Genomic DNA, 17083 nt, shown 5'->3' on the forward strand with positions numbered 1-17083 from the left:
AAAGAATGACAATCTCTAATGCTAATCTTGTTCTTAAAATTAAAAAACTACCAGTTTTAAGAGGTAAGATGCCTTGAGTAAAAGTAAACGTCGGACGGGGGAAAAGGTTCATGAAAAATTATCATTTAAGTTTTACTTTAATACCACTTCACCTAATGACCAGGTTTAATCATTGCCAACACGCGCGTGGCAGGCAAATCATCTGCGCTTGACCCACGACAAAGCAGCCCTCCACGCTCTCCACCATAATCGCGCCTGTTTCCCCTCTCACTGGTGCTACCCATGGCGTATCAACTGAACCTGAACTGGCCGGAATTTCTTGAGAAATACTGGCAAAAACAACCCGTAGTGCTGAAAAATGCCTTCCCGAATTTTGTCGACCCGATCACCCCGGACGAGCTGGCAGGGCTGGCGATGGAGCCGGAAGTCGATAGCCGTCTGGTGAGCCATTTCAACGGCAAATGGCAGGCCAGCAATGGTCCGTTTGAGCACTTTGACGATCTGGGCGAAACCGGCTGGTCGCTGCTGGCGCAGGCGGTGAACCACTGGCATATGCCCGCCGCTGAGCTGGTGCGTCCGTTCCGCGTCCTGCCGGACTGGCGTCTGGATGACCTGATGATCTCCTTCTCCGTGCCGGGTGGCGGCGTGGGTCCGCATATCGATCAGTACGACGTGTTTATCATTCAGGGGATGGGCAGCCGCCGCTGGCGCGTGGGGGACAAGCTGCCGATGCGTCAGTTCTGTCCGCATCCGGCGCTGCTGCACGTCGATCCGTTCGAGCCGATCATCGACGAAGATCTGGCCCCGGGCGATATCCTCTACATCCCGCCTGGATTCCCGCACGACGGCTTTACCCATGAGACGGCGCTCAACTACTCCGTCGGCTTCCGCGGGCCGAACGGTCGCGATCTGATCAGCAGCTTCGCCGATTACGCGCTGGAAAACGATCTGGGCGGCGAGCACTACAGCGATCCGGATTTGACCTGTCGCGAACATCCGGGCCGCGTGGAGCAGTACGAGCTCGATCGCATTCGCCAGATGATGATCGAGATGATCAGCAAGCCGGATGATTTCACAAAATGGTTCGGCAGCTTTGTCTCCACGCCGCGCCACGAGCTGGATATCGCCGCCGCTGAGCCGCCGTACGCGCCGGAAGAGGTGCTGGACGCGCTGCAGGGCGGCGAAAAGCTGTCTCGCCTGAGCGGCCTGCGCGTGCTGAATATTAACGGCAGCTTCTTTATCAACAGTGAACAACTGGAGACGGTAGACGCGAAGGCGGCGGATGCGCTGTGCCGCTACACCGAACTCGGTCAGGCCGAGCTGGGCGATGCGCTGAATAACCCGGCGTTTGTTGAAGAGCTCACCGGGCTGATTAACCAGGGATACTGGTACTTCGACGAGTAACCTGCCTGTTGCCCGGTGGCGCTGCGCTTACCGGGCCTACAGGATCGGTTTTCTCCCTCTCCCTGTGGGAGAGGGTCGGGGTGAGGGCATCAGGCCGCACTACTCCTCCATTGCAATCACAATCGCTTCACCCATCTTCTTCAGCGCCTCGCGATTCTTCTCCGTCGGCGGCAGCGCCACGTTGATCCGCAGACAGTTGCGGTACTTCCCGGAGGCGGAAAACAGCGACCCGGCCGCGGCCTGGATCTTCAGCCGACACAGCTGCTTGCTGACGCACACCATGTCGACCTTTTCCGGCAGCTCAATCCACAGCAGGAAGCTGCCCTGCGGGCGCGTGACGCAAATCTCTGCCGGAAAATACTGCCGCACCCAGCAGGTGTAGGTTTCCATATTCTGCTGATAAATCTGGCGCATACGACGCACGTGGCGATGGTAATGGCCGTCGCGAATAAACGCCGCCACCGCCATCTGGGTGCCCGGCACGTTAAACCCGCCCGCAGCGTATTTCATGTGCATCACCCGGTCGTAATAGCGCCCCGGCACAATCCAGCCGACGCGCAGGCCCGGCGCCACGGTTTTGGTAAACGAGCTGCAGAGGATCACGCGGCCGTCGATATCCATCGAATGAATGGTGCGCGGGCGCGGGTACTCCGCCGCCAGCTCGCCGTAAATATCGTCCTCCACAATCACGATATCGTGCCGCTGGGCCAGGGCTAAGACCTGCTTTTTCCGCGCTTCCGGCATGATAAACCCGAGCGGGTTATTGCAGTTGGGCACCAGAATCACGGCCTTGATCGGCCACTGCTCCAGCGCCAGCTCTAACGCCTCGATGCTGATCCCGGTCTCGGGATCGGTAGGAATTTCAATCGCCTTGATGTCAAACCCGCGCAGCATCTGCATGGTGCCGTGAAACGACGGCGACTCCACCGCCACGATATCCCCCGGCTTGCACACCGAGAGCAGGGCAATCGACAGCGCGCCGTGGCAGCCGTTGGTGATGACAATCTCGTTCGCCGCTACGGTGGAGCCGCCGTCCAGCATCAGGCGGGCGATCTGCTCGCGCAGCTCCAGGCGGCCGTCGAGCACGTCATAGCTCAGCATCTCGGCAGGATTATGCTGCGCGATGCGGCTCATCTCGCGCCACAGGGGCTTCAGGCTCGGCTGGTTAATATCCGGCGAGCCGCCGCCGAAGGAGATCATCTCTTTGTCGGCGCGGGCGTCCAGCAGCATCATCACCTCATCCCACTGGGTGACGTCCACGGGGCGCTGCACCGGGCGCGTCATGGCCGGAACCGGCGGCTGGGCCTTGCGCTGCGAGACAAAATAGCCGGAGCGCGGCTGAGGGGTGATCAGCTGGAGGTTTTCGAGGATTTGATAAGCCTGCTGTATGGTGCTGATGCTCACGCCGTGCTCCTGGCTCAGCGTGCGCACCGACGGCAGACGTTCGCCGCTGCGATACAGCCCTTGTTCAATGCGTTCTGCCAGAAGGTTGGCCAGATGTTGATAGCGCGTCATGCTGTATCCTTTGTTTTCACCATACAGATTGTAAAACCAGTACAGATTGCCGTAAAAATTGGCATGCAGATACTGTTTTAGCGGATCTGTATGTTAAACAAAAGGTGTTTTTGAGTCTGTATTGCACAGGCCGATTTCCAGGATGATAACCCCACTGGTACAGTGAGGAGAGCATCATGGAATTCTATGAGAATCGTTCAAAACGTCCGTTCGTCGTGTTTGTCTGGATCGGCAAAACGATCTGCAACTGGTATCGCATCAACCGTACCCGCCGCATCCTGAGCCAGATGAGCGACGAGCAGCTCAAGGACGTTGGGTTGTCGCGGTATGATGTGTGAGCATAGGATTGCCCTGTGGCGCTACGCTTACCGGGCCTGCTCGATCCCGTAGGCCGGGTAAGGCTTAGCCGCCACCCGGCATATAAAAAGCGGATTATTCGGCAGATTTTACCGACGTGTTTTCAGCGATACGGCGCAAATATTCGTTGTTCTTGAACGCAACCATAATCAGTTCGAACATCACGCGGCATCCGACCAGGCTGCATATCGTACCGATAAAGCCCGTGATGAGGTGGTCGCTGAACATGGTATACACACCGCCCGCAAAAATAAGCAGCATGGCGATCCAGTAAAATAAGACCAGCACGCGTGGTGTTAATAAATAATCAAATCCCAAAATTGATTTCATTTTCTTTTCCTTAGAAATGTAAAAAAGCCATCAGATTATATCGATATTTTAAATCGGTGCTAATTGGGCAGATATCTGATTTCAGAGTAATATTTCAAGCGTCTCCCGTTTCGGCCTCTCCAGCAACGCCAGCGCCTCTTCATACGACCGCACGTTGTTATAGCCCATCACCAGCCCGTAGCGTTTGCCCGACCCGCAATACCACTCCGAAAGCGCATTCACCTGCAGCTGCTGTTCCTGCCAGCAGCGCGCCACTTCCCGGTCACCGCTGCCTCTGGTCAGGAACGCCACGATATGCATCCCGCCGTCGTTTTGCTCGGTGAAAAACAGATCGCCATACACCTCGCGGAGAGCCGCAATCATCCAGTCGCGGCGGGTCTGATACAGCGCGCGCATCTTTTTCAGGTGACGGAAAAAATGCCCTTCGTTGAGAAACGCGGTGAGGATCTTTTGCGTCAGCACCGGCTGGCCGCTGGTGGTGATATCCGCGCAGTCGGTAAAAGCCCCGACGGTGCTGGCGGGCATCACCACGTAGCCCATGCGCAGCGACGGCATGATGGTTTTACTGAAGGTGCCCATAAAAATCACCCGATCGTGCTGGTCGAGGCTTTTCAGCGACGGCAGCACCTTGCGGGTGTAGTGAAACTCACCGTCGTAATCGTCTTCGATGATCCACGCCTCGTTCTGGCTGGCCCAGTCGAGCAGCTGCTGCTTGCGCGGCAGCGATAGCGTGACCGCCAGCGGGCTCTGGTGCGACGGGGTGACGATGGCAAAACGGGCGTCGCGATGGTGACGGAGCAGGTATTCCGTGTCGATACCTGAACGGTCGACCGGCACCGTGTGCAGGCGCGGCACGATCCGCTTGAGCAGCTGCTGGCCCATAAAATAGCCCGGATCTTCAAACACCACCTTGTCGCTGCGGCTGGCAAGCGTGTCGAGGATCAGCCGCAGGCTGCCGCTGTAGCCGCTGGTGATCAGCACCTGTTCGGCGCTGCAGGACAGCCCGCGTGAAATATTAAGATAGCTGGCGATGGCCTGGCGCAGCGGATACCAGCCCAGAACGGGCGGGTTGAGCATCTCCTCCTGACGCATGGCGCGTGTCGCCTGGCCCGCCAGCAGCAGCCATTTTTTATACGGAAAGCTGTCGAGGGCGGGGATGCCGGGGCGCAGAAACCCCGCCCGCTCGCGCTGGCTGATGAGGGATGCCGGAAGCGTGCCGGTGGGCTGTTCCGCAGGGGCAGTGTTATCCGGCAACAGTAAATCCGGGTTCACCCGCGTGCCGCGCGCGCCCTGGCTCACCAGATACCCTTCACCCGTCAGAATGGCGTACGCCGTTTCGACGGTTTTACGCGCCACCTTCAGCTCTTCCGCCAGCACGCGGATGGCGGGCACCTTATCGCCCGGCTTCAGCACGCCGCGCGTGATGTTGTCGCGATAGCGGGAATAAATCTCGTGATAGCCCGGCTTCATGTCCTACCTCGTTTCACGCATTTTGTATCTTTTTACTATGTCATGAACGGCGTAGATTTGCTGCATCGCATGACATATGCCGCATAAAAAGAGGAAAGACAATGAGCACTCGCGTCAACCACCATAAAGCTACACCTGCCCTAGCTAACGCCCTGTCCGCCCTGAGCATGGAGGTGGCAAAAACCTCCATCGACCCGGCGCTGAAGCACCTGATCGACATTCGCGTGTCGCAGCTGAACGGCTGTACCTTCTGTCTGGATATGCACTCGAAAGAGGCCAAAATCGCCGGCGAGCGCGAGCTGCGCCTGTACCATCTGGCGGCCTGGCGCGAGTCCCCGCTGTTCAGCGCCCGCGAGAAAGCCGCGCTGGCCTTCACCGAAGCGCTGACCCAGATTGGCGTTCACGGGGTAAGCGACGCGCTGTACCGCAGCGTGGCGGAGCACTTCTCGGACGTTGAGATTTCAGAGCTGAACTTCGCCATCGTGGCGATCAACGCCTGGAACCGTCTGGGGATCACCTCCCGCATGGAACCCGGCTCGCTGGACGCGGCTTACGGGCTGAATAAGGCTAACCTGGAATAATCCCGCGCTCGCGGATCATCGCCACCAGCGCCCGTAGCCCTGGCGGAACGTGGCGATGGCCGGGGTAATACAGGCGTAGCCCGGCAAAGGGCTGCGCCCACTCGTCTAAGACGCTCACCAGTTCTCCACGCTCCAGCTCTTCACGGATATACAGTTCCGGCAAAAATCCCACCCCTAATCCCGCTTTCACGGCGCGGATCGAGGCAAAAAGATCGGACGTCGCAAAGCGCGGCGGCACGGCAAGGGCGTATGTTTCCCCCCGACGCGCCAGCTCCCAGCGGTAGATCCCGCCATGGGCCATGCGCATGCCGATCCCCTGATGCGAAAGCAGATCGTCCGGCGTCTGCGGAATGCCGTGACGTGCAAAATAGTCCGGCGTGGCGGTGACCAGCTGGCGGATCTCCCCGGTCAGCGGCACGGCGATCATGTCCTGCGGCACGGACTCTTCAAGGCGGATCCCCGCGTCGTAGCCTTCCGCGACGATGTCGATCATTCGCGCTTCGCTGACGGTCTCTACGCGCATCTTCGGGTAGCGGATCATAAAGTCGATCAGCAGCTGGTCCAGAAACAGGGTGCCGATATGGTTCGGCACGTTCAGACGCAGCGTGCCGGCGGGTTCCCCGGTGTCGCTGTGGATCTCCTCGCTGGCGAGACGGATCTCCTGCAGGGCCGGGCCGATACGCGCCACGTAGCGCTGTCCGGCGTCGGTGAGCGCCACGCTGCGGGTGGTGCGGTTAAAGAGGCGGGTATCAAGGCGGCTCTCCAGCCCGGCGATGGCGTTGCTTACCGCCGTGGCCGACATGCCCAGCTCCTGCGCGGCGGCGCGAAAGCTGCCGCGTCGCACGACCGCCATCACCACTTCCAGCTCTGTCAGACCTGAACGATGCATAGATTATCCTGAAAATCGAAACAACCCTTGCAGCATAGCGTGGATTATCGCAACGGAGAAGCCGTGACAGACTGTGCTCACACAGCCTGAGGAGGTTTATATGCACACCATCGAACAGATCTTTATTAACGGCGAATTTGTTACCCCGCACGGCACAGAGTGGTTTGATTTGTACAACCCGGCGACGGCGCGGGTTATCGGCCAGGTTCGTCTGGCGGATGAGGTTGACGCGGAGCGCGCCATTGCGGCGGCAAAAGCGGCTTTTCCGGCGTGGTCGCAGACCACAAAGCCGGAACGCCTCGCGGCGCTAAAACGTATGCACGCCGCCGTGGCCGCTCGCCACGACGATCTGCTCGACGCGATCGTTGAAGAGTACGGCGCGCCCGCTTCACGATCGGCGTGGATGGCCAGCTATCCGGCGGAGGTGATTGCTCAGGCCATTGAGGCGCTGGAGGCGTTTGAGTTCGTCACTCCCGCAGGCGCGGCCACGGTGCAGATGACGCCGCTTGGGGTGGCCGGGCTTATCACGCCGTGGAACAGCGACGCGGGGTTTATCTGCGGCAAGCTTGCTGCCGCGCTGGCGGCGGGCTGTACGGCAGTCATCAAGCCGAGCGAAATGAGCGCCCTGCAAACCCGGATTGTCACCGAAGCGCTGCGCGATGCCGCGCTGCCGCCCGGCGTGTTTAACATCGTCACCGGGCGCGGCGAGACGGTAGGTGAGACCATCAGCCACCATCCGGACGTGGCAAAAATCTCGTTTACCGGCTCCACGAATACCGGCAAGGCGATCCTGCGCAACGCGGCGGAGAGCTTTAAGCGCGTGACCCTGGAGTTAGGCGGCAAATCGCCGACGATCCTGCTGGATGATGTGGATCTGGCGCAGGCGATCCCGCTGGTGATTCAGGCCGGGTTTATGAACAGCGGGCAGGCGTGCGTGGCCGGGACGCGCATTCTGGTGCCGCAGGCGCGCAAGGCGGAAATCGAAACCGCGCTGGCGCAGGCCGTGGCGGCGGTGAAATCCGGCGACCCGCGCGATAGCGCGACGGACGTCGGCCCGATGGTCAGCGAAAAGCAGTGGCAGCGGGTACAGGGCTATATCCGTAAAGGCATCGAAGAGGGGGCACGTCTGCTGGCGGGTGGTGAAGGGCGGCCAGAGGACACCCGGGACGGCTGGTTTGTGCGCCCGACGCTGTTTGCCGACGTGAACAACCAGATGACGGTCGCCCGTGATGAGATTTTCGGCCCGGTGCTGTGCGCGATCCCTTATCGTGACGAGGCGGAGGCGATCGCCATTGCCAATGATACCGACTACGGACTGAGCGCGATGGTGCTGGGCGGCGATGCGAACCGCGCGCGACGCGTGGCGCAGCAGATTGTTTCCGGTCGCGTGCTGGTGAATACCCTTGCCCATGAGCCGAAGGCGCCGTTCGGCGGGTTTAAGCACTCCGGCGTGGGGCGCGAGATGGGCGAGTGGGAAATTCGGGCGTTTATGGAGCCGAAGTCGATTCTGAGCTAAAACCTGCCCGGTGGCGCTGCGCTTACCGGGCCTACAGGAGCCCACAGGCCGGATAAGAGCAGCGCCATCCGGCACAACATTTCGCTCTTTGCCGAAGCATCATTCCTCTCTACCCTGCATCCTCTCCCCGACATCACAACGGAGAGACCATCATGATTGCAGTCATTTTCGAAGCCAAAGCCGCGCCCGCCCATCAGGCGCGCTACCTACAGCTCGCTGCCGAACTCAAACCTCTGCTGGCGGACATCGACGGCTTCATTGATATCGAACGTTTTCAGAGCCTGACGACCGACGGCAAAATCCTGTCCCTTTCCTGGTGGCGCGACGAAGAGGCCGTCCGCCGCTGGAAGCAGAACGTCTTCCATCAGGCGGCGCAGGCCGAAGGGCGGGAGTCGATTTTCGCGTACTACCGTATCCGGGTGGCGCAGCTGGTGCGGGAGTACAGTTCCGAAACCGGAGGGCACGCGGATGTATGACGTTCACCTTATTCTGCTGACGGATGATGATAAGCTGGCCGCAGAGATCACCGAACCCTGGGCGACACATGTTAAAAACGAGCCTACCTCCTGATAACAGCGCGGCGCTGGAACAGGCCATTGCTGCGGTGGCTGCCGCAATGGCCGATCTGTCGCGCGTAAAGATGCTGTGCGCGCTGATGGACGGGCGGGCGTGGACCGCCACCGAGCTGAGCGCGGCGGCAGACGTTGCGCCGTCGACCGCCAGCGGCCATCTCGCCCGGCTGGTGGAAGGGCAATTGGTTACCTGCCTGTCGCAGGGGCGGCACCGCTATTATCGTCTGGCGGGGCACGACGTGGCGGCGCTGGTCGAGCATATGATGGGGCTCTCCTGGAGCCGCATCACCCCGCCGGAAACAACCGCGCCGAAAGCCATGCGCGAGGCCCGAACCTGCTACGACCATCTTGCCGGAAGGGTTGCGGTGCAAATCTACGATTTTATGCAGGCGGAAGGCTGGCTGGAGGCAGACGGTTCAGCGCTCACGCCGTATGGCCGCGAGCAGTTCCTGAAGCTCGGCGTTTCGTTAAGCGCTCACCCGCGCCGCAAAGCCTGCTGCGCCTGCCTGGACTGGAGCGAGCGGCGGTTTCATCTGGGCGGTGAGGCGGGCGCGGCGCTGCTCATTCATCTGGAAAGCAAAGGGTGGATCCAGCGGGTGGCGGGGTACAGGGAGGTGGTGGTGACGGCTTCAGGTAGGGCTGCTGTTAAGAGACTTTTTAGCCGCTAAACTCTGATGCGGGCTGGTGCCCTCACTCCGACCCTCTCCCACGGGGAGAGGGAGACGTCGTTTCGCAATTCCTGCTCTTTCGCCTCTCGTTTCTTGATACTTACCCTGATAACTATCATCGTTACCGCGTGTGACGAGAGGTTTCCCCATGAGCGAAGAAGAACTGTTTAGCCGCAGGCCGATGGGCATGCGGATGGCGATGATCGTGCGCCAGTGGCGTGCGGTAATCGACGACGCCATTCTCGATACCGGGTTAACCCAGTCGAGCTGGACGGTGATGATGCAGCTTCATCAGCTCGGGGATAACGTCTCCGTGAGTGAGCTGGCGGAGGTGCAGGGCATTGAACTGCCGCCGCTGATGCGCACCCTGACACAGCTGGAAAAGCAGGGTTACCTGCTGCGCTCCGTATCGCCTTATGACAAGCGCATCCGGCTTCTGACGCTGACGCCTGAGGGAAAAGCCCTATTACAAAGGCTCACTCGGGTGATTGAGACCTATCAGGCGCGCGTATCGCAAAACATCGCGCCGGAACATATCGACATTTTCAGCGCCACCCTGAATCAATTCGCCTGCAATTTGCGGACAATCCGCGAAGAAGATAACAAGACCGAAAAATAATGACCCCTGAACAAAAGTTTGCCCGCTGGGTAAGGGTGAGTATTGCCTCTTTCCTGCTGATGTTTGTCTACTTTATCGTCGCGGATATCTGGATCCCGCTGACGCCGGACTCCACCGTGATGCGCGTGGTGACGCCGGTTTCTCCGCGCGTCTCCGGCTACGTGGCGGCGGTACATGTCCACAACAACAGCCAGGTGAAGAAAGGCGATCTGCTGTTTGAGCTCGACGACACGCCGTTTCGCAATAAAGTGGAAGCGGCGCAAATCGCGCTTGAGCAGGCACGCCTTTCCAACGACCAGCTGGATGCGCAGATCGCTGCCGCGCAGGCCAGCCTGAAAACCGCCGTGCTGACCGCGCGTAACGACAAAGTGACCTTCGATCGCTACCAGAAGCTGAGCACCCTGCAGAACGTCTCGCAGGCGGATCTGGACAAAGTCCGCACCACCTGGCAGAGCAGCGAGCAGTCCGTCAGCTCTATCCAGGCCAATATCCATAACCTGCGCATTCAGCGCGGCGAGCGGGACGAGCACCGCAACGTTACGCTGCAAAAATACCGTAACGCGCTGGATGAGGCAGAGCTTAACCTCGGCTGGACGAAGGTCTACGCCCAGGCGGACGGCACGGTCAGTAATCTGCAGTTAAGTCCCGGTTTCTATGCCTCATCCGGCTCCGCTGCGCTGGCGCTGGTGAACAACCAGACCGATATCGTGGCCGATTTTCGCGAGAAGAGCCTGCGCCATACCCATCAGGGCACCGATGCCGCCGTGGTGTTTGACGCCTTTCCGGGGCACGTTTTCCGCGCCCACGTGACCAGCAGCGACGCGGGGATACTGGCGGGTCAGGAGGCCGTGAACGGCCAGCTGTCCGAGCCGGAAACCTCCAACCGCTGGGTGCGCGATGCCCAACGCATGCGCATTCACGTGACGCTGGATGAAGCGCTGCCGAAGCATCTGCCGACCGGCGCCCGCGCGACCGTGCAGCTCTACAACAGCGAAGGGCCGTTTGCGCGCTTTTTCTCCGGGATGCAGATCCACCTGGTGAGCCTGCTTCACTATGTCTATTAGCACCCTGGCGCGGGTATTTACCCCGCACGGCAACATCGTCTATACGGCAAACGACTTTCGCCAGACCCTGCGCATCGTCTTCGCCGGGATGATTGCGCTCAGCATCTCCAGCTTCTACAACACCAGCTACGGCGTATTTTTCGTGGTCTACCCGATCATGCTCCTGTCGCTGGTGCCGGTGTTTAACCGCCACGTGGCGAAGCAGTTTATCTTCAGCGCCGCGCTAAACTGCGTCGAAATGATCATCATTATCGGCTATCTGTCGCAGTGGCCGGTCATCATGACGCTGGTGGTGTTCGCCCTGTACGTGATGCGTTTTCGCTTTATGAGCAAGGGGCCGCTGTTCCTGTTTGGCTCAATGGGCGTGGTGTGCCAGAGCGTGATGCTCAACTTTATGAGCTACCCCACCACCAGCTGGCACACGCTGCTGTTTTCCAACATCGAAGCGAGCATCATGGCGGTGTGCCTGAGCGCGCTGATGAACTATCTCCTGCCGGACGTGGAGCCCCGCAGACCGCCGCCGCTGATTGAGAAAGACGACGCCCGCGTGCGCCACGAGTCGCTGCTCTCCGGCACCGTCGCGACGCTGATATTCGTGGTGTTTCAGATTAGCGACTTAAGCGATTCGCTTTCGGCGCTGATGGCGGGGATTTTGATCCTGTTCCCGATGCACTACCGCGGTTCGGTGATGAGCTCGATCTGGCGCGTGGTCGGCGTGGTGCTGGGCTGTCTCTACATTCTGGTGGTGCAGCTGATTCTCTACGATCACAGCAGCCATATGCTGTTGATGATGCCGCTGATCGGCCTCGGGCTGGCGTTTGGCGCGCGTCTGCACGTGATGGAAAAGGTGGGGGCGGGCGTGGGGTTTTCCAGCATTACGACCATCGGCATTATGTTCGGGCAGAACATGCACCCGGACACTGACCTGGTGTTCAGCGATCTCTACCGCATCACTTCCGTCACCTTTTCGCTGGTCGCAACGCTGACGATGGTCTTTCTGGTGCACCTGATCCTCAACCGCTTCGAGGCGACGCGCTACGTCATCGCGCCGCCCAAAGTAGATTAATGCCCCAGCACGGAAGGCAGCTGCGAGAGTAAAAACAGGATCAGGCCAATCGTCCCGCCCACCAGCGTACCGTTGACGCGGATGAACTGCAGATCTTTACCGATATTCAGCTCAATCTGTCGGGACATGTCTTTGGCGTCCCAGCTTTTGACCGTGTCGCTGATGTGGCGCGTCAGGAACGCGGCGAAATCCGGCGCGAGGCGGTGCGCGGCCTGCTCCAGATGCTCGTTCAGCGACGCACGCAGGCTGGCGTCATTACAAAGCGTTTCGCCAAACCACAGCCCGGCGTTGGCGATGCGTTGCTTCACGCGCGAATCCTCGCTTTGCATATCCGCTTTCAGCCACTGGCGCAGGTCGGCCCACATCTCTCCCAGATAGCGGTTAAACGCCTCATCGTTTTTCAGGTAGTGCTTGATGTTGTCGGCTTTCGCCGCCATTTCCGGATCGTTTTTCAGGTTGTCGATAAGCTTCAGCGTGGCGCGGTCGAACGCCTGGCGGATCTGGTGCGTGCGGTCGTGGCTGATATCGTCCAGCAGCGCGTTCACCGCGTTCGACACCATCTCCGCGCTTTGATCGCCCAGCCACTCGGTGGGCAGCACCATCGCCTTGCGCGGATGTTCGGTCTTCAGCCAGTGGACAATCTGATCGGCAATAAAGTCCCGCGTGCTCTCCCGCTGAATCAGGGTAATCAGACGATTGATTATCGCATCCAGCAGCACCTGGTGGCGGTTGTTTTTGGTCATGCTCTCCAGCATCACGGCGCTGGTTTCGGTGAAATCGACCTTATCAATCGCCTTGTGCACCGCCCGTTTGAGCAGGCGCTGAATGCGTCCATCGTCGGTGAGTTCGAGAAAACCGCTCATCACCTGCATCAAATGCAGCCCGACGCGCTGGGCGTTGTCGGGCTTGCTGAACCAGGCGCCGATCATCTGGGCAGGTTCATAGCGGCGAATCAACGCGACCAGCGATTGCGTGTCGAGAAACTTCTCCTGCACAAACTGGCCGAGATTGTCGCCGATCCGGTCTTTATTGCGCGGGATAATCGCCGTATGGCGCGAGATAAACGGAATGGGCACCCGGCGGAACAGCGCAACTACGGCAAACCAGTCTGCCAGCGCGCCGACCATCGCCGCCTCGGCAATGGCCTTCACGCCGCGCACCCAGAAGGTCTGCGGCAGGAACAGGGTGGTGATAAACGCCGCGGCGGCAACCAGCAGCAGCGACAGCGCCAGCAGCTTGGCGCGTTTGAGTTCAGCTATTTTTTCCATGGGTTAAGGATAGAGGGAAGCGGGGGGAAAGTGCAAAGAAGGAGAAGGACCTCCGCGTTTCAGCTTCTGGAATGCGCCTTCAGATATTGAAATTGAACGATGTCGACCGGTTCAATTTACGAACGTTTTGTATATGCTTTTTTGTATATACAATAAGGGAAGGGTACACTATGCCAACGGAGTTTGAATGGGATACCAACAAAGCGAAAAGCAATCTCATTAAGCATGGGATCCGCTTTGAAGAAGCTGTTCTGGTGTTTGACGATCCTTACCATTTATCTTTGCAGGATCGTCATGAAAATGGAGAGTTCCGTTGGCAGACCATTGGCCTTGTACATGGTCTAATTGTCATTATGGTCGCACACACGATACGTTTTGAAAGTGGTGACGAAGTCATTCGAATCATTAGCGCACGAAAGGCGGACCGTAAAGAGAGGAGCCGTTATGAGCATGGTTAAACATAAACGCGGTAGTGCGCCTGAGATGAGTGCTCGCCGTGAGGCTGAGCTCAAAGCACTAGCCGAAAAATCGGAAGCAGAGATTGATTACAGCGATATCCCTGCCACGGGAGATGAACAGTGGTCAGGGGCGGTGCGAGGGAAGTTCTATCGGCCACTCAAAACTCAGGCGTCTGTACGTATCGACGCTGACGTGATGGAGTGGCTTAAACGGCCTGGAAAAGGTTACCAGACGAGGCTCAATGCCATTTTGCGTGAAGCTATGCTGCGCGATCAAAACAAAAAATAAGCAACGGGCGGCGTCAGGCTGCCCGCTATCTCAGCGTATATTTTCCAGTAGCCGCCACAGCACCCACCCGCCAAATCCCATCAGCACCACCCCCGCCGTGCGCTCAATCCACCACAGCGAACGGCTGAGCTTCTTTTGCACCGACGATAGCCCCATCAGCGATACCAGCGCCAGATCCCACACCAGCACCACCACCACCATCCAGACGCCGCAGATCGATTGCTGAAGCAGCGTGACGTCCGACCCCAGTAACGCCGTCATCAGCGCCAGATAGAACAGCGCGTTCTTCGGGTTTAACAGCGCCGAACCGAGCCCCAGCAGGATCTGCTTTTGCAGCGAGGGAAAGCGCTGGTGGGTTTCATTCAGCGCCAGCACCTGTTGGCGGCTGCTAATCAGATGCAATCCGATCCACAGCAGGTACAGCGCCCCGCAAAGCTCGATAAGCGTAAACAGCCACGTAAACTGGCGCAGCGCGCTCCAGCCGATAATCACCAGAAGAATATAGAGCGCGTTACCCGCGGCAATGCCGAGGCACAGTCCGGCGCTGCCGCGCAGCCGATAGCGCGCGGCGTAGCCCACCAGCAGGAAGAAATCCGGGCCCGGGCTTAACAGGGCAACAAAGTGCGCCAGCGCCAGGGCGAGAAAAGCGGAAGGGAAGAACAGTTCCATAGCGACCTCGGTTAACAATCCGAGGTCAGAGTACGGCGCTGCAGAACCTATTTATTGTCTGATATTGATCGGCCGGTGGCGTACTGGCGCGGCGTGGCAGCGGTATAGCTGACGAAGGTCTTATGAAAATGGCTCTGGTCGGCAAAGCCGCTCTGGTAGCCGACGTCGGCAATATCGTCCCCGGCACGCAGCCGCACCTTGGCGTACTCCACGCGGGAGATGTTGAGAAAGCTGCCCGGCGTCAGGCCGGTGTCCTGCCTGAAGGTGCGGATCAGCGTCTCCTTGCGCAGCGAGAAGCGTTGGGCAAGCTCGTCGAGGGAAGGCGGGCAGGCGAGATCGGAAAGAAATGCCTGCTGAACCTGCTGGCTGGTTGCGCGAAGCGCGTCAGCGTTATCCGCGGCGCGGGGAAGGGCAGAAAGCAGCGTTTCCAGTGATGCCGGAGACAGGGTCTCGACAACGTCCTGGTAATGGGCAAACAGGGTTGGGCTACGAATCACCTGTAGCGCCAGCGGAAACCCGGTGTCGATATAGAGCATATGGTAGCTGCGCGGTTGCCCGGCGACGGGGTTACAGCTGTGTGGCACACCGGCCGGGATCGCGATGAGGTCCCCGGGGTTAAGGATGTACTCTCTGTCATGACACACGCAGCGGGTCTGGCCCTCCACAATCGCGCCGATGGAGAGCTGAGGGTGACTGTGGCGTTTGTACGCCTGCGTACTCTGCCAGGTGCTGCGCAGCTCAAGGCCTGAGGCGCGGTGAAAAGTCTAGCGGATATGTCGGGTATCGGTCATGGGCGCTCCTTCTGAAGATTTTTTATACCACGTCAGCGAACCGTCCGGCAGTGCTTCATTAAGAACCTTCCGGATATACCCAACTTTACGCCCACAGCCAGTCATGTTGACTACCCTTAATACCCTAAGCGGTAAAACAAGGAGATTCGACATGGCTTATCAGACAGTAAATCCTGCCACTAACCAGCTCATCAAAGAATACCCCTCACATACCGACGCGGATATCGAAGCGGCGCTGAAGGCGGCCGATGCGCTTTATCATTCAGACTGGGCGAAAGGCGACATCAGCCAGCGCCTGCCGGTGCTGCATAAGCTTGCCGATCTGATCGACGAGCGCGTGGAGGATCTGGCTAAAATCGCCAGCCAGGAGATGGGTAAGCTCATCGAACAGAGCCGCGGCGAGGTGAAGCTGTGCGCGCAGATCGCCCGCTACTACGCCGACAACGCGCAGCGGTTCCTGGCCCCGGAGAAGTACGACTCTGAGCTCGGTGAAGCCTGGGTGGAGCATCACCCCATCGGCGTGCTGATGGCCGTTGAGCCGTGGAACTTCCCGTATTACCAGCTGATGCGCGTCCTGGCGCCGAACCTGGCGGCAGGTAACCCCGTCATCGCCAAACATGCCAGCATCGTGCCGCACTGCGCCGAGACCTTTGCCCATCTGGTGCGCGAGGCGGGGGCGCCGGAAGGGGCATGGACCAACCTGTTTATTTCGTCCGAGCAGGTGGCGAACATCATTGCCGACGATCGCGTGCAGGGCGCCGCATTAACCGGCTCCGAAAAGGCGGGCAGCGTTGTGGCGGCGCAGGCGGCGAAGCACATCAAGAAATCTACGCTGGAGCTGGGCGGTAATGACGTGTTCGTGGTCCTGGATGACGCAGACCTTGAGAAGGCCGTGAAAATTGGCGTTAACGCGCGGCTCAACAACGCCGGGCAGGTCTGTACCGCGGCGAAGCGCTTTATCCTGCATGAAAAGATTGCAGAGGCCTTCCTGAGCAAATTCACCGAGGCGTTTAAGCAGGTGAAGATTGGCGATCCGCTGGACGAAAGCACCACGCTGGGGCCGCTGTCGTCTAAAGATGCGCTCGAAACGCTGACCAGACAGGTTAACGAGGCGGTGAAAAACGGTGCGACGCTGCACTATGGCGGCAAACCGGCGCAGCGCGACGGGAGTTTCTTCGAACCGACGATCCTGACGAATATCTCCCGCGATAACCCGGCGTATTTCGGAGAGTTTTTCGGCCCGGTGGCGCAGATGTACGTGGTGAAAAACGACGACGAGGCGGTCGCGCTGGCGAACGACTCCCACTACGGCCTGGGCGGGGCGGTATTCAGCCAGAATATCGAGCGCGCGAAGAAAATGGCGTCGCGGATTGAAACCGGGATGGTGTACATCAACTGGCTCACCGATACCGCGCCAGAGCTGCCGTTCGGTGGCGTGAAGCGCTCCGGCTACGGGCGCGAGCTGTCGGATCTGGGGATCAAAGAGTTTGTGAACCAGAAGCTGGTGGTGGTGCATAAGTAAGAGGTCATAAAAAAACCTGCCAGCCGGCAGGTTTT

Annotated in this window: 19 protein-coding genes and 1 pseudogene; 13 read left to right on the forward strand and 7 right to left on the reverse strand. The window is 59.3% G+C overall.

Features of this window, described 5'->3' with window-relative positions:
• Positions 1–282 precede the first annotated feature (282 nt).
• A complete protein-coding gene (locus QMN93_RS10095; protein ID WP_193138824.1) occupies positions 283–1404 on the forward strand; it encodes a cupin domain-containing protein in 1122 nt (373 codons plus the stop codon).
• A 99-nt stretch (positions 1405–1503) separates the two neighbouring features.
• On the opposite strand, the gene QMN93_RS10100 is transcribed toward QMN93_RS10095, so the two are convergent.
• Entirely contained in the window at positions 1504–2919 is a 1416-nt protein-coding gene (locus QMN93_RS10100) for a PLP-dependent aminotransferase family protein (protein WP_033144539.1), read from the reverse strand.
• A 176-nt stretch (positions 2920–3095) separates the two neighbouring features.
• Here QMN93_RS10100 and QMN93_RS10105 point away from each other — a divergent pair, with 176 nt between their 5' ends.
• Positions 3096–3257: a DUF1127 domain-containing protein gene (locus QMN93_RS10105; protein WP_023334364.1), complete on the forward strand. Its 162-nt coding sequence runs from the start codon at positions 3096–3098 to the stop codon at positions 3255–3257.
• A gap of 94 nt (positions 3258–3351) precedes the next feature.
• Here QMN93_RS10105 and QMN93_RS10110 read toward each other — a convergent pair whose 3' ends face one another.
• Entirely contained in the window at positions 3352–3606 is a 255-nt protein-coding gene (locus QMN93_RS10110; protein WP_032660945.1) for a DUF4282 domain-containing protein, read from the reverse strand.
• Between the two features lie 81 nt (positions 3607–3687).
• A complete protein-coding gene (locus QMN93_RS10115) occupies positions 3688–5076 on the reverse strand; it encodes a PLP-dependent aminotransferase family protein (RefSeq protein ID WP_193138825.1) in 1389 nt (462 codons plus the stop codon).
• A 101-nt stretch (positions 5077–5177) separates the two neighbouring features.
• On the opposite strand from QMN93_RS10115, the gene QMN93_RS10120 reads away from it, so the two are divergent.
• Positions 5178–5657, forward strand: coding sequence for a carboxymuconolactone decarboxylase family protein (locus QMN93_RS10120; RefSeq protein ID WP_010427243.1), 480 nt, complete (start codon positions 5178–5180; stop codon positions 5655–5657).
• Here the strand turns inward: QMN93_RS10120 and QMN93_RS10125 are convergent.
• Entirely contained in the window at positions 5644–6546 is a 903-nt protein-coding gene (locus QMN93_RS10125; RefSeq protein ID WP_193138826.1) for a LysR family transcriptional regulator, read from the reverse strand. The genes QMN93_RS10120 and QMN93_RS10125 overlap by 14 nt on opposite strands.
• A gap of 100 nt (positions 6547–6646) precedes the next feature.
• On the opposite strand from QMN93_RS10125, the gene QMN93_RS10130 reads away from it, so the two are divergent.
• The 7 genes and pseudogenes from QMN93_RS10130 (at position 6647) to QMN93_RS10160 (ending at position 12051) form a co-directional block, all read left to right on the forward strand.
• Positions 6647–8062 carry an aldehyde dehydrogenase family protein gene (locus QMN93_RS10130; RefSeq protein WP_193138827.1) on the forward strand — a complete coding sequence of 472 codons (1416 nt, stop codon included), beginning with the start codon at positions 6647–6649 and terminating at the stop codon, positions 8060–8062.
• Positions 8063–8214: 152 nt separating this feature from the next.
• Positions 8215–8538, forward strand: coding sequence for an antibiotic biosynthesis monooxygenase (locus QMN93_RS10135; RefSeq protein ID WP_033144543.1), 324 nt, complete (start codon positions 8215–8217; stop codon positions 8536–8538).
• A gap of 4 nt (positions 8539–8542) precedes the next feature.
• Positions 8543–8632 (forward strand): annotated as a pseudogene (locus QMN93_RS10140) (amino acid-binding protein); the annotation flags it as partial.
• On the forward strand, positions 8607–9302 hold the full coding sequence (locus tag QMN93_RS10145; protein ID WP_193138828.1) for a helix-turn-helix transcriptional regulator: 696 nt from the start codon (positions 8607–8609) through the stop codon (positions 9300–9302). The pseudogene QMN93_RS10140 and the gene QMN93_RS10145, both read left to right, overlap by 26 nt.
• A 148-nt stretch (positions 9303–9450) precedes the next feature.
• Positions 9451–9921, forward strand: a complete 471-nt coding sequence (locus QMN93_RS10150) for a MarR family winged helix-turn-helix transcriptional regulator (protein ID WP_064673177.1) — start codon at positions 9451–9453, stop codon at positions 9919–9921.
• Entirely contained in the window at positions 9918–10985 is a 1068-nt protein-coding gene (locus QMN93_RS10155) for an HlyD family secretion protein (protein WP_109846354.1), read from the forward strand. The genes QMN93_RS10150 and QMN93_RS10155 overlap by 4 nt, the downstream gene beginning before the upstream one ends.
• Positions 10975–12051, forward strand: a complete 1077-nt coding sequence (locus tag QMN93_RS10160; protein WP_182383002.1) for a DUF2955 domain-containing protein — start codon at positions 10975–10977, stop codon at positions 12049–12051. Before QMN93_RS10155 ends, QMN93_RS10160 begins: the two co-directional genes overlap by 11 nt.
• Here QMN93_RS10160 and QMN93_RS10165 read toward each other — a convergent pair.
• Complete coding sequence (locus QMN93_RS10165; protein ID WP_193138829.1) at positions 12048–13319, reverse strand: DUF445 domain-containing protein; 1272 nt, start codon at positions 13317–13319, stop codon at positions 12048–12050. The genes QMN93_RS10160 and QMN93_RS10165 overlap by 4 nt on opposite strands.
• Before the next feature lie 170 nt (positions 13320–13489).
• On the opposite strand from QMN93_RS10165, the gene QMN93_RS10170 reads away from it, so the two are divergent.
• Together QMN93_RS10170 and QMN93_RS10175 are read left to right on the forward strand one after the other, a co-directional pair.
• Positions 13490–13777, forward strand: coding sequence for a BrnT family toxin (locus tag QMN93_RS10170; protein WP_193138830.1), 288 nt, complete (start codon positions 13490–13492; stop codon positions 13775–13777).
• Positions 13764–14066 (forward strand): BrnA antitoxin family protein, encoded by a 303-nt coding sequence (locus QMN93_RS10175; RefSeq protein ID WP_033144548.1) that lies wholly within the window; start codon positions 13764–13766, stop codon positions 14064–14066. Before QMN93_RS10170 ends, QMN93_RS10175 begins: the two co-directional genes overlap by 14 nt.
• Positions 14067–14096: 30 nt before the next feature.
• Here QMN93_RS10175 and QMN93_RS10180 read toward each other — a convergent pair whose 3' ends face one another.
• Together QMN93_RS10180 and QMN93_RS10185 are read right to left on the reverse strand one after the other, a co-directional pair.
• On the reverse strand, positions 14097–14735 hold the full coding sequence (locus QMN93_RS10180) for a LysE family translocator (RefSeq protein WP_193138831.1): 639 nt from the start codon (positions 14733–14735) through the stop codon (positions 14097–14099).
• A 47-nt stretch (positions 14736–14782) separates the two neighbouring features.
• Positions 14783–15472, reverse strand: coding sequence for an AraC family transcriptional regulator (locus QMN93_RS10185; protein ID WP_226852701.1), 690 nt, complete (start codon positions 15470–15472; stop codon positions 14783–14785).
• 205 nt (positions 15473–15677) lie between these two features.
• Between QMN93_RS10185 and QMN93_RS10190 the strand changes: the two genes are divergently transcribed.
• Positions 15678–17048, forward strand: a complete 1371-nt coding sequence (locus QMN93_RS10190) for an NAD-dependent succinate-semialdehyde dehydrogenase (protein ID WP_193138832.1) — start codon at positions 15678–15680, stop codon at positions 17046–17048.
• Positions 17049–17083: the final 35 nt, after the last annotated feature.

It is taken from the genome of Enterobacter sp. R-1.6.2 (assembly GCF_035064085.1).
GTDB lineage: Bacteria > Pseudomonadota > Gammaproteobacteria > Enterobacterales > Enterobacteriaceae > Enterobacter > Enterobacter asburiae_B.

Coding starts and splice junctions, on each gene's coding strand:
- QMN93_RS10095 (WP_193138824.1), top strand. CDS start 283: ATGGCGTATCAACTGAACCTGAACTGGCCGGAATTTCTTGAGAAATAC.
- QMN93_RS10100 (WP_033144539.1), bottom strand. CDS start 2,919: ATGACGCGCTATCAACATCTGGCCAACCTTCTGGCAGAACGCATTGAA.
- QMN93_RS10105 (WP_023334364.1), top strand. CDS start 3,096: ATGGAATTCTATGAGAATCGTTCAAAACGTCCGTTCGTCGTGTTTGTC.
- QMN93_RS10110 (WP_032660945.1), bottom strand. CDS start 3,606: ATGAAATCAATTTTGGGATTTGATTATTTATTAACACCACGCGTGCTG.
- QMN93_RS10115 (WP_193138825.1), bottom strand. CDS start 5,076: ATGAAGCCGGGCTATCACGAGATTTATTCCCGCTATCGCGACAACATC.
- QMN93_RS10120 (WP_010427243.1), top strand. CDS start 5,178: ATGAGCACTCGCGTCAACCACCATAAAGCTACACCTGCCCTAGCTAAC.
- QMN93_RS10125 (WP_193138826.1), bottom strand. CDS start 6,546: ATGCATCGTTCAGGTCTGACAGAGCTGGAAGTGGTGATGGCGGTCGTG.
- QMN93_RS10130 (WP_193138827.1), top strand. CDS start 6,647: ATGCACACCATCGAACAGATCTTTATTAACGGCGAATTTGTTACCCCG.
- QMN93_RS10135 (WP_033144543.1), top strand. CDS start 8,215: ATGATTGCAGTCATTTTCGAAGCCAAAGCCGCGCCCGCCCATCAGGCG.
- QMN93_RS10145 (WP_193138828.1), top strand. CDS start 8,607: ATGTTAAAAACGAGCCTACCTCCTGATAACAGCGCGGCGCTGGAACAG.
- QMN93_RS10150 (WP_064673177.1), top strand. CDS start 9,451: ATGAGCGAAGAAGAACTGTTTAGCCGCAGGCCGATGGGCATGCGGATG.
- QMN93_RS10160 (WP_182383002.1), top strand. CDS start 10,975: ATGTCTATTAGCACCCTGGCGCGGGTATTTACCCCGCACGGCAACATC.
- QMN93_RS10165 (WP_193138829.1), bottom strand. CDS start 13,319: ATGGAAAAAATAGCTGAACTCAAACGCGCCAAGCTGCTGGCGCTGTCG.
- QMN93_RS10170 (WP_193138830.1), top strand. CDS start 13,490: ATGCCAACGGAGTTTGAATGGGATACCAACAAAGCGAAAAGCAATCTC.
- QMN93_RS10175 (WP_033144548.1), top strand. CDS start 13,764: ATGAGCATGGTTAAACATAAACGCGGTAGTGCGCCTGAGATGAGTGCT.
- QMN93_RS10180 (WP_193138831.1), bottom strand. CDS start 14,735: ATGGAACTGTTCTTCCCTTCCGCTTTTCTCGCCCTGGCGCTGGCGCAC.
- QMN93_RS10190 (WP_193138832.1), top strand. CDS start 15,678: ATGGCTTATCAGACAGTAAATCCTGCCACTAACCAGCTCATCAAAGAA.